Annotated in this window: 13 protein-coding genes; all 13 read left to right on the top strand. The window is 28.1% G+C overall.

Annotated features, from left to right (window positions below; translation table 11 throughout):
• The 13 genes from O3884_RS02170 (at position 1) to O3884_RS02110 (ending at position 11,855) form a co-directional block, all read left to right on the top strand.
• Entirely contained in the window at positions 1-939 is a 939-nt protein-coding gene (locus tag O3884_RS02170) for a carbohydrate kinase family protein (protein WP_371451334.1), read from the top strand.
• A 119-nt stretch (positions 940-1,058) separates the two neighbouring features.
• Positions 1,059-1,640: a methyltransferase domain-containing protein gene (locus O3884_RS02165; RefSeq protein ID WP_371451333.1), complete on the top strand. Its 582-nt coding sequence runs from the start codon at positions 1,059-1,061 to the stop codon at positions 1,638-1,640.
• A gap of 27 nt (positions 1,641-1,667) precedes the next feature.
• A complete protein-coding gene (locus tag O3884_RS02160) occupies positions 1,668-1,811 on the top strand; it encodes a methyltransferase (RefSeq protein ID WP_371451332.1) in 144 nt (47 codons plus the stop codon).
• Between the two features lie 360 nt (positions 1,812-2,171).
• Positions 2,172-2,849 (top strand): response regulator transcription factor, encoded by a 678-nt coding sequence (locus O3884_RS02155; protein ID WP_274460044.1) that lies wholly within the window; start codon positions 2,172-2,174, stop codon positions 2,847-2,849.
• Positions 2,842-4,068: a sensor histidine kinase gene (locus tag O3884_RS02150; protein ID WP_371451331.1), complete on the top strand. Its 1,227-nt coding sequence runs from the start codon at positions 2,842-2,844 to the stop codon at positions 4,066-4,068. The genes O3884_RS02155 and O3884_RS02150 overlap by 8 nt, the downstream gene beginning before the upstream one ends.
• Before the next feature lie 207 nt (positions 4,069-4,275).
• Positions 4,276-4,542, top strand: coding sequence for a hypothetical protein (locus tag O3884_RS02145; RefSeq protein WP_371451330.1), 267 nt, complete (start codon positions 4,276-4,278; stop codon positions 4,540-4,542).
• Between the two features lie 158 nt (positions 4,543-4,700).
• Positions 4,701-5,156 (top strand): DUF4064 domain-containing protein, encoded by a 456-nt coding sequence (locus tag O3884_RS02140; RefSeq protein WP_371451329.1) that lies wholly within the window; start codon positions 4,701-4,703, stop codon positions 5,154-5,156.
• Positions 5,157-5,680: 524 nt separating this feature from the next.
• Entirely contained in the window at positions 5,681-6,067 is a 387-nt protein-coding gene (locus O3884_RS02135) for a hypothetical protein (RefSeq protein ID WP_371451328.1), read from the top strand.
• Positions 6,068-6,083: 16 nt separating this feature from the next.
• Entirely contained in the window at positions 6,084-7,031 is a 948-nt protein-coding gene (locus O3884_RS02130) for a polyprenyl synthetase family protein (RefSeq protein ID WP_371451327.1), read from the top strand.
• Positions 7,032-8,198, top strand: a complete 1,167-nt coding sequence (locus tag O3884_RS02125; protein WP_371451326.1) for a tetratricopeptide repeat protein — start codon at positions 7,032-7,034, stop codon at positions 8,196-8,198.
• A gap of 38 nt (positions 8,199-8,236) precedes the next feature.
• Complete coding sequence (locus O3884_RS02120) at positions 8,237-8,992, top strand: GNAT family N-acetyltransferase (RefSeq protein WP_371451325.1); 756 nt, start codon at positions 8,237-8,239, stop codon at positions 8,990-8,992.
• A gap of 220 nt (positions 8,993-9,212) precedes the next feature.
• Complete coding sequence (locus O3884_RS02115; protein WP_371451324.1) at positions 9,213-10,151, top strand: serine hydrolase; 939 nt, start codon at positions 9,213-9,215, stop codon at positions 10,149-10,151.
• A gap of 243 nt (positions 10,152-10,394) precedes the next feature.
• Positions 10,395-11,855: a DEAD/DEAH box helicase gene (locus O3884_RS02110; protein ID WP_371451323.1), complete on the top strand. Its 1,461-nt coding sequence runs from the start codon at positions 10,395-10,397 to the stop codon at positions 11,853-11,855.
• Positions 11,856-11,895 lie beyond the last annotated feature (40 nt).

Raw genomic sequence — 11,895 nt, 5'->3', positions numbered from 1 at the left:
ATGGCAGTTTTATGTATAGGAGAAATGCTAATTGACTTTATTGGAGAAGGTGTAGGAACAATCGATAAAGTAAAATCGTTTAAAAAAGAGGCTGGTGGATGTGTGGCTAATGTTGCTTGTGTTGCACAAAAACTGGGGCATAAGAGTTATTTATTAACATCATTAGGACAAGATGGTTTTGGTGATTTTCTAGAAAATACTTTAAAAAATGAAAATGTAGATTGTAAATATGTAAGTCGTAAAGCTGATAGTTTTACACCATTAGCATTTGTTTCTTTAGATGAAACTGGAGATCGTTCATTTAGTTTTTACTTTAAAGGTTCATCAACATTAAGAATTAGCAAAGAAGATGTTGAAAAAGTTGATTTATCTGAAATTGAAGCAATTCACTTCGCAAGTATTGCAATTCAAGAAGAATCAAAAGATAGCCATCATTTATTACTGAAAAAAGCTAAAGAAGCGGGAGTGTTAATTTCTTTTGATGTAAACTTACGATTCAATCTTTGGGATGATCATAAGGTGTATCTTGAAACTATTAAAGAATTCTTACCTTATGTTGATGTAATTAAGGTTGCTGATAACGAATTAGAATTCTTAACAGGAACTACTAATATCGAAGAAGCATTGAAAAAAGACTTTAGTCATATGAAAGTTGTTCTTTATACTAAAGGAGAACACGGTGCAGAAGTTTATTATGAAAATCATAAGGTAGTAACTGAAATACCTAACATAAAAGCAGTTGATACTACTGGGGCTGGGGATGCTTTTGCTGGTTCATTCTTATCGAAACTATTAAATAATGAAGATCTTAATAACATTTCAGAAGAAGAATTAGCTCAAATGGCAAAATTTGCGACAAACTATGCTAGTTTAACAACTACAAAAACAGGTGCAATTTCAAGTTACTTAACAGAAGAAGAATATAATAAATTAATATAATTTTCAAAAAAATAAGTCCTAATTAGGGCTTATTTTTTATTAGATAGAAAAATTAAGGTGCGTATGATAAAATTAATAATGATGATGAAAAATAAATAATAAAAAAAGTTGGTGTAAGTATGCAAAATAATATTAAAATAAGATTATCAGTTGATAACTTCTATGATAATATTTCTAAAAATAAACAAAAGACAAAAATTGATCCGAAGCAACTGAGTAAATCTCTAGGATATGATGAAAAAATTATTAATGAATTTCCTGATGAAATAAATATGGGGCTTTCTTGTGGTAATCCAATTAATCACTTGAAGATTAAAGAAGGACAATCTTTAATTGATTTAGGATGTGGAGCTGGAATGGATATTTTCATAACAAAGATGAAAAATTCAAAAGTAGGTACACTATATGGCTTAGATAGATTAGATTCTATGCTAGATAAAGCTAAGAAAGTTAGGGATAATAAGGGATTTGATAATATTGAATTTATTAAAGGTGAGTTAATAAATATTCCTTTAGCAAATAGGTCAGTTGATAGAGTTATTAGTAACTGTGTTATCAATCTTGAACCTGATAAGCAAAAAGTATATGACGAAATTCATCGTATTTTAAAGGAAGATGGTATGTTTGTAATATCTGATATTATTTTGAAAAAAGAATTGCCATTAGAATGGAAAAATTCTAGTAGAATGCACTGTACTTGAGTGGCTGGTGCTCTTCTGGAAGAAGAGATGGCTGAGATTATTGAAAAAGCGGGATTTCCGAAGTTTCAAATCATTAATTCAGATGTAACAGATGAATATGCAGAAAAATGGGGATATGGAAAAGAAATGAAAGATTATATCCAAAGTGGACTACTTATTGGAAGAAAATAATTATTTTGGCTAATGTTTTAGAAAACGTTAGCCATTTGTTTTGACATGTATAGACAAAATAAGTTAAAATATTAAAAAATGGATAATAATTAAGAAAAAATTTTTTCTAATTTTATTGTTCAATAGAGAATAAAATTTGGAATTTTGATATAATAGACAGTATAGATAACTTTTTTCAATAGTTATGTTATAACGAAAAATTAAAAAAGTATATAGAACGACTTAGATTTTTCTAAGAAAAAACTGCTAATATATATTTAGTATTTTAAATAATAGTTTAAACTTGATTTTAGTTAGTTTATATATAATGATTTTATATTGGAAAAAACAACACAAAAATATAGTAAGGAGTGAAAGTCAATGAGGTTATTATTGGCAGAGGACGAAAGAGACTTAGCAGATGCTCTAGAAGCAATGCTGAAACACAATAATTACTCAGTCGATGTAGTAAATAATGGACAAGATGCATTAGATTATCTAATGTTAGATGATTATGATGGAGCTATTCTTGATGTTATGATGCCACAAATGGACGGAGTAACAGTAGTAAAAAAACTTAGAGAAAATAAAAAAAATACACCAGTATTATTACTTACAGCTAAGTCAGAAATCGAAGACAAAGTATATGGATTAGATAGCGGTGCAGATGACTATTTAACAAAACCATTTGTTACAAGAGAATTATTAGCAAGGGTACGTTCTATGACGAGAAGACAGGCTACATTTACTAGTAACGTACTAGAATTAGGAAATGTTAGTTTAAGTAAATATACATTTGAATTATCTACAGAAAAAGATAAAGTAAGATTATCTAATAAAGAATATCAAATGATGGAAATGCTTATGAGAAATCCTGGGAACGTTATTCAAACTGAACAATTTTTAGAAAGAATCTGGGGTTATGACAGTGATTCTGAAATTAATGTAGTATGGGTTAATATTTCTTACTTAAGAAAAAAACTAAAAGCATTAGATGCTAATATCCACATTAAAGCAACAAGAAATGTAGGTTATACATTGGAGATGCTAGATGTTTAAGAGTCTTAGGAGAAAATTCGTAACTACTGCTGTTGGTAGTGTGGCTGTCGTAATAGCGATACTTGCAATAGCATTAAACTTTATTAATTTTAATAAACTAGAAGAAAGAATAGATACAACATTGCTAGATGCTTCTAGATCACAAGCATTGATAAAAATTTTTGCAGAAGATGGCGATGATTTGGTAATTACTAAAAATTCATCAAGTGCTACAGAATATAATGGTTTTTCAATTGCTAAAGTAGATAATAATGGTAGAATAATTAAAGCATACCGAGATGATAGCTTAATAGCGGATCAAGATGCTTTGCAAAGCAAAGTAGTTGAAGCATTAGAAAAAGGAAAAACAAGCGGATTTATAGGTAGTTATAGATTCTTAAAAGTAAAAACAAATGTAGGGGATTTAATATTATTTTTAAATTGCCAACGTGAACTTGATTCTTATGAATCTTTTGTGAAAAATAGTGTTTTAATTTCAATAGGAGTAATACTATCAGTACTTGTTTTAATTATTCTAGTATCAAAAAGGGTAATAGCACCAATACAGGAGACATATTTAAAACAAAAACAATTCATAACAGGAGCTAGTCACGAGTTAAAAACACCGTTAGCTATTATTAGTTCTAATGCTGATGTATTAGAGATGATGAATGGTGATTCAAAATGGACGCAAAATATACATAATCAAGTAGATAGATTGTCTAGTTTAGTTAATAGCTTAGTAGTATTTAGTCGTATGGAAGAAAAAGATACAGTAGAAAGAACCCACTTTGACTTATCTGAGGCATTGAAATTAAGAATTGAAGATTTTGATGAATTAGCTAACTTCCAAAAAAAGAATATTGTAGCGGATGTCGATCCTAACCTGAATTACTATGGAGAAAAAGATTCTATAATTCAGTTAATGGACATACTGTTAGAAAATGCAATTAAATATGCTCCAGAAGATAGTGATATATCGGTTAAACTTAATAAGAATAGAAAATATGCTACTTTAAAGGTTTCTAATAAAGCCAATGTACAAAAAGGTGATTTAAGCAAAGTTTTTGATCGTTTCTATAGATTAGATGAATCGAGAAATAGTGCGATAAAAGGTTATGGTATAGGATTATCTATGGCACAGCTTATAGCAGAAAAACACAAAGAAACAATTCAAGCATATGCACCAGAAGATGGAATCTTCAAGATTGAAGTGCGATTTACATTAGTTGATAGATAATAAATTATTAGTAATCCTCTAAACCGTTTTGGTTTGGAGGATTATTTTTTATAATGACGAACAATGTAACTATATGAAGAAGAATTATAGAAAAATTTGTAATTATAAAAAAACAATGCTATAATGTACAAAAAATAGAATTATATTGAAGTTGGATAAGATTAAAAAGTTCATTGGGGCTATAGATGAACATAAAGGAGAAAAACTATGTTTGATGTATTTTTTGATTTCCTAATTGGGGTTGTTGATGATGCGAAAAAATCACTAAAAAAATTGGGTAGAATTCAAAGAATTATAGCAGTTATTTTTTACTGTGTTGAGGTGATAACCCTTTTAATTATAGCTATGTTAACGATTGATGACTATCAAATTACAAGGGAGATATTATATTTATTCGGTTTATTCATTATTGTAGGATTATGCCATATATTATTTAATAAAAAATATCTAAATAGTAGTGAAGTAAAAGACTAAAAAGAGGATAATTGATGTCTCTAAATAGTGAAATTTAAAGATTATCATTTTAGTATAAAATTTGCAAATTAGTTTAATTTTCATTGTAACATGATAACGTTTTATGTTATAATTAGTAAAAAGGAAAGACCTTTGATTTTATAGAAGGAGGGTTTATTATGAAACCATTCAAAAGAACAGTAGAAAAAGTATTGGCGTGGATTGCTAATATTATATTAATAGTATTAACAGGATTTTTAGCTTATGGCTCATTCTTTAAGATTTCACTTTTAAAAGATAACCAAGAATTTTTAAATCTTTTTAAAGAAGAGCTTGCTAAAAATCTTAATGGGGTAAATCTATCAGCTGAACAACTTCTTGATTATACGATTCAAGGACTTAAGATGTATTCAGTTCTATTAATAGTACTAGTTGTAGTTGCATTATTAGCGACATTCTTAATGAAAAAACGTATTTTATCTGGAATACTTTTCTTAGTGTTAGCGATTGTAGTGGCTGTTGGAACAGTAGGGGTATTAGTACCTGTATATTTATTATATTTCATCGTAGCAATTATGCTATTTGTTAGAAAAGAAAGACCAGAGGAATATCAAGAAACAGTTAATTATTTGTAAGGATAAATTAAAGTTCAGGAAAATTTTTATGGTTGGTAATATTCTAGTTTTTTGTCAATTGTTTATAGTTTTATATAGTTTTTATATAAACTTTAAAAATTCGAAGTATATGAAACAATCTAATTGGCATAATAGTATTATTTGTTATGTATTTCTAGGTATGATTAGCAATAATATTGATAATGTCTCAACTAAAGCAATTCTTACATTAGTAATGTTTTTAATATTAATAAGTGACTTTAATACTATAAAAATATTAAGAAATAATGATACAGAAATAGTTGTAGAAAAAATATAGCTATTTATTCTGATTAATTGTATAGAAATATTATAAATAAGAGTGTATTTTAGAGTAATTTTAAAATTATGATTTTCTTAGAGTTATGATTTTAAGATTACTCTTTTTTATTATCTTAATGAATATGTAATATATAAAATTTTTTATGTGAAATTTAGTTAATCAAATTTTAATTAATCACGATATTGTGGTATAATTTATAAAGATAAAAAATGAAGGACTTACTATGAAAAAATATAATTATAATGAAAGATTAATAGAAAAATTAAATATTACTTCTTTTATAGAAAAATATAATTTTAATAATGAATTATATAATACAGCAATCTTTTGTGCACTTAGTTCAATTGATAGTCATAAATTAGAAGGTGATAATATTGAATCAAAATCACTTTTACTTGGTGATTATTTTAGTTTTGAGTATTATAGTTTGTTGATAGGTAGTTTAGATAAGCTAGCTAACCTTACAGAAACTATGCAGAATGGATATTTACAGCTAATTGCTAAAGAGATTAGTGAGGATGAATTTTATCTAAGTGTTATAAAGACTTGGTTTGACTTCTATAATGTTGAATTTCAAGAGTCTGATAGTAAAATGGTAACCTTTGTTTAAGTTAATGGAGAATAAAATGTTAAAACAGTATGATACGTTGGTACACGAGGTGTTAGAAGATATTTTCGAAATTACTAAAAGTAATAATGAACAATTAGATGAGATTGTAAAAAAGTATTTTCTAAATGGGGGTAAAAGGGTTAGAGTACTTCTTTTACTAATGTGTGCTAAATTAGGAAATTTTGAACTAAATAAAAAAGACATTATTAGAATGGCTAGTATAGTTGAAATAATTCATACTGCTAGTTTAATTCATGATGATATTATTGATGATGCTGATACTAGACGTGGCAGTGTTACGATGAATAAAAAATATAGCAATGAGTTTGCTCTTCGTGTAGGAGATTATTTATTTTCTGTAGTTTTAAAAGAAGTGGCTAAGTTTGAAAATGAGAAAATACATTTATATTTAGCACAAACACTTAAAGAACTATGTATAGGTGAACTTATCCAAGCGGATGGCTTGTACGATATTAAAACAAGAAGAATAGACTATCTTAAAAAAATTAAGAGAAAGACTGCAATATTAATAGCTTTTGCTTGTGTAGCAGGGAGTATAGTTTCGAATGCTTCTGATGAAGATATAAGAAGTGCTTTTTCATACGGTTATTATTTGGGAATGAGTTATCAGATAATTGATGACTATCTTGATTTCGTAGGAGGAGCACAAAATCTTGGTAAAGATGTAGGACAAGACTTAATGAACGGTAATATTACATTACCAGCTTTATTAGCCAAAGAAGAAAACCCAGAGCTATTTTATAACTTTACAAAAGATTCGAGTAGTGAAGAAAAAGAAGAAATAATAAATTATATAAAAAATAACGATAAAGTTTTATCAGAAACATTAACTGTAAGTAGACGATATTTAGAAAAAGCTCAGAAGAGTATCGATAATATTGATTCAACTGTAAAAACTGAATTGACTTTTATTATGAATAAGTTAGCAAGGAGAGAAAATTAGATGGATATACAACAATTTTTAGAGGAATTAAAAGATATAGATTTTTCTGCTTTAGATAGAGAACAACAAGAGGAATTTCGTACAATACTTTTAGATAATGGATTATTTGATGAGTGTTTAGAATTATCTAGAATTATTTATGAACAGAATAGAGAAGACGATACTGCAATTGAAGGATATGTTCACAATCTTCTATATCTAGATAAGAAGGATGATGCTTTAGTAGTATTATACAATTCACCAAAAACACCTTCAATCTTATATCAAGAAGGATTGATTTATTTAGAAGATGAACTATATGAAATAGCTGAAGATAAGTTCTTAGCAGCTAGAGCAGGAACAGATTTTGATGAGGCTATTCGTGCAATTGATAAAGAGTTAGTAGGGATTTATTTATCAACAGGAAGAGAAGATAAAGCTAGAAACTTAAGTGAGAGAATTTTCTATGAAGAACCATCTTTAGAAAATTTCCAAACAGCATTTGATAATTTATATGCTCTAGGATTATTTGAAGAGGCTATTGACTTCTATAATCAAAATGGAAGAGGGTATGAGGATGCAGGAATTCTGTTCTCATTAGCATTTGCTTATAATCAAATTCAGAATTTAGAAAAATCAAAAATGCACTTATTAAAAACTATAGCAATCGATCCTGATTTCACAGAAGCATATTTACACTTAGGGCATATGTCAAAAGGTGACGAAGCTAAGAGATATCTAGAAAAATATATTGAGCTACAGGGAATGGCTATTAGCGGTTACTTGCATCTGATTTCATTATATAAAGATGATCAACAATATGATAATATCCGTACTTTAATGCAAGAAGTATTAACAGCGCAAGGTATCTCAGAAGAAACATTATTTATTGCTATAAATGCACTTAAATCATTATATGAGTATGATAAAATCTATGATTTATATAATGGAAATTCATTGATAAAAGATGATCCAATTCTTTTAGGCGCAGCTTTAAATGCTCTGTCAGAAGAGGAAGATTATATTGACTTTGTTGAGGAAGAAGTAGTTACATATTTTGATGTTTTACACGATGATCCAACGTATGTAGAAACTTTAAGAAATGTTTATGACTTAACAGGAAGCTCAAGAGTACTTGAAATAATCAATCATTTTGAACATCATCATGGACCTCATGGTCATCATTAATACAATGAAAAATACATTAAGAATAGGAGGTGCTAGTTATGGATTATAGTTTTAAAGATATTTATTCACCAGCCAAGTCGGTAGTTGAAACAGATAGTTATGTAATTTATCAAACGTTAAAATCAAAATTATATTTTAGTGGAAATTATCTATTAATGAAAAAAGAACCTACCACTGTAGATGAACTTGAATATTATATTTCCTCTTGTAGAAATTTCTTTAGAGATAAAGGTGTGAATTTTATTCATTTAGCAGCAATGGAAAATGTTACATTATCGAGAAAACTAAAGAGATATTTGAAAAAGGAAAGTTTTAGTGAAATTAACCTGAATTTATATTATTTAAACACTAGAAATTTTGTAGAACAGGAGCCAAGTGACTTTGCAGTCGAATATCTACAAAAAATTGATTTAAATAGATATTTAAAATTTCAATATAAAATAGATATTGAAGCTAGTAATGAAGAATGGGCTGAGCATAATCAGACTTTACTTTATGAAAATATTAGGTCTGAAAGTATTAAACAGCTTGTAGCTAAAGATGGTGAAAAGATTGTTGGCTCTGCTAATATTATTGTGAAAAATAATTTCTTTGAAATCGATAATCTATATATAGCACCAGAATATAGAAATCGTGGAATTGCTAAGCACATTATTAACTTTGCAATAAACAATGAAAGAAAAGAAAATGTTATTTTGGTAGTTGATGCCAATGATACTCCAAAATATATGTATGAAAATATGGGATTTTCAAAAATATCAGAGCAAGATTTTTATTTGAAAACCAATGTGTAAAGTTATAGAAGGGTTATTCAAAAAACTTTGGATTACTCTTTTAACAATTGAATTAAGTCTTTAATAAAAACACGGATATTGCTAGAGTGTTAAAGTAGATATTTTTTAATCAAAATGTAAATTTTATTTTTAAGAATATTTTCGTGAAATTATTGTTAAAACAGTTGTTATGTAGTAAACTAGAATAAGAATATTATAGATAAAGGATGTGAGTAAAGTAGTGAAGAGAACTTGGAAGCGAATTTTAAAGTTTTTAATTGAATCAACAGCAGTGATTTTAATTATTTACGGTGTATTTTCAGCAGGTGCACATATTAAGGCTAAAAAAGACGCTATTAAACAGCAGGAACTTGCTCAACAAGAAGCTCAGAAAGAAGAAAATAAACAAGAAGAACCAGTGGTTGAGAATAAAAAGCTAAGTGAAATAGAATTGAATGAAGCTATGGAAAATCTAATAGAGCAGTATAAAGGAAATAATGAAATAGGTATTGTCTATAAAAACTTTTCTACAGGATACAGATATGCACAAGAAGATAAGCATTACTTTACAGCAGCTAGTACGATAAAAGTAATATATGCGATGAAGATATATGATCGTATTAGAAATGGTGAGATATCAAAAAATGCAGATATAGAATATAATGAAAAATTCCTAGAAGAAGGTAATGGGCAAATAACTAATAGTCAAAAGAAAGATAGTTATAAATTAGAGTATGTACTACAAAATATGATTCAATATTCTGATAATACTGCTACAAATATGTTGATAGGTAATAGTGCGACAGCGGCTGATTTAGTAGTTAAATATCTTGCTAGTCTTGGAGCGAAATTACCACAAGAAGAAGCTCAAAATAATAAAATTACTCCAGCTATGATGGAGTTGGTTTGGACGAAGTTATATAAAGAACGTGATAAATATCCTGAATTAATAAAATACCTTGAGGATTCTGAAGACGGAGAATGGATTAAAGACGGTATACCAAATAAAAAAGTAGCAAGTAAGTATGGTGCGATAGATACAAATTATCATGATACTGCAATAGTTTTTGGTGATAAGGATTATATGTTATTAATATATACGAATAATCTAAGTAAATCGGGACAAAGCATAAAAAATATTGCTAAGAAAATTGATGAAATCACAAATAATAATATGTAAAAAAACATATGGTGTGAAAATTATTTGTTAATATATGAATGGATGATAGCATAGTGGTTAAATACCTACTATGCTATTATTTTATTTTAGATATAAGAAATAGATGTATAAATTGAAATGAAAGTAATATGATTTTCTATGTAGTTTACCCTTATTTCTTTATTATTTTCAATTTTCATGCTATAATTAACAGGTTATATAAATAAGACAGTATATAAAATTGAATAAATTAAGGAGAAACAAATGACAACATTTGAAGAATTAGGGGTTAGTCAGGAAACAGTTCAATCACTAACCAATATGAATTTCATATCTCCAACTGGTATTCAAACAGAAACAATTCCATATGTATTATCTGGAGTTGACATATTAGCACAAGCACAAACAGGATCAGGAAAAACAGGTGCTTTTGGAATACCGTTAGTAGATACAGTAAGGCGAAATGATCAATTACAATCATTAATTCTTGCGCCAACAAGAGAACTAGCTCAACAAGTAGGAGAACAACTTCGACTTATGTCAAGAGCGAAAGGATTAAAAGTCAGCATCGTATTTGGTGGAACAAGTATTGAAAGACAAATTCAAGATTTGAAAAAACGCCCACAAATTATAGTAGGGACACCAGGACGTGTAATCGACCATATTAATAGAAGAACGATAAAATTAGAAACATTAACACATTTAGTATTAGATGAAGCAGACGAAATGCTAAATATGGGATTCATCGAAGATGTTAGATTTATTTTATCGAAGATAACTTCAAGACATCAAACATTATTGTTCTCTGCAACCATGCCGAAAACAATAATGGAACTTTCTAAAGAATTTATGAAAGACTATAAACTTATCAAAACGATGAGTGATGAGGATCTTAAGCCAGATATTACAGAGTATGCTACAATTGCTAGAGAAAATGAAAAATTAGAAACTTTAGTTGGATTTTTAGATGTTCAAAATCCAAACCTAGCTATTGTATTTGGAAGAACTAAACGTCGTGTTGACGAATTAGCGAGTGCTTTAATCGCTAAGGGGTATTTAGCAGAAGGACTACACGGAGACATTACTCAATCTAAACGTTTAGAAATTTTACGTAAATTTAAAAATAACTCATTACAAATTCTTGTTGCTACTGATGTAGCAGCACGTGGTATTGATATTAGTGATGTTACTCATGTTTATAATTTTGATATTCCTCAAGACGTAGAAAGTTATACTCACAGAATTGGTAGAACAGGTAGAGCAGGTAAATCAGGAGTTGCAATTACATTCTTAAATCCAGTTGAAATGCCATACTTAAAAGACATTGAAAATTCTCGTGGAGAGAGAATGAAAATGTTACGTCCATATTCACAAGATGAAGTGAAAAAATCACGTCATAATAGATTATTTGATGAAGTCATTTCAGAAATGGATAAAAATCATGTAGAGTTTAATAGTTTAGCAAACAAACTTTTAGCTGAAACTAATGCAGAGAAAGTTATTACTATATTATTAAGTAAATTAATAAATGATAAAAAAGAAGTTGATGTAGAATTATCGTTTGAAAAACCTCTTCCTAGAAGGCAAGATAAGGGAAGACGTTCGAATAGAGGAAATGACAGACGTCGTCGTTCTGACAATAGAGATAAGAAAAACCGTAATGAACGTCGTGGTACAGATAAGAAATTCTTCGATAAAAAAGGTCGTAGAATGCAGAATAAATAAACATAAAAAAGGTATTAGCATTATTGTTAATATCTTTTTA

The sequence above is a fragment of the Gemella sp. 20925_1_85 genome (assembly GCF_041433735.1).
GTDB lineage: Bacteria > Bacillota > Bacilli > Staphylococcales > Gemellaceae > Gemella.
Note: the sequence above shows the minus strand (reverse complement) of the source record. Positions and strands in the feature narration are given on the sequence as shown.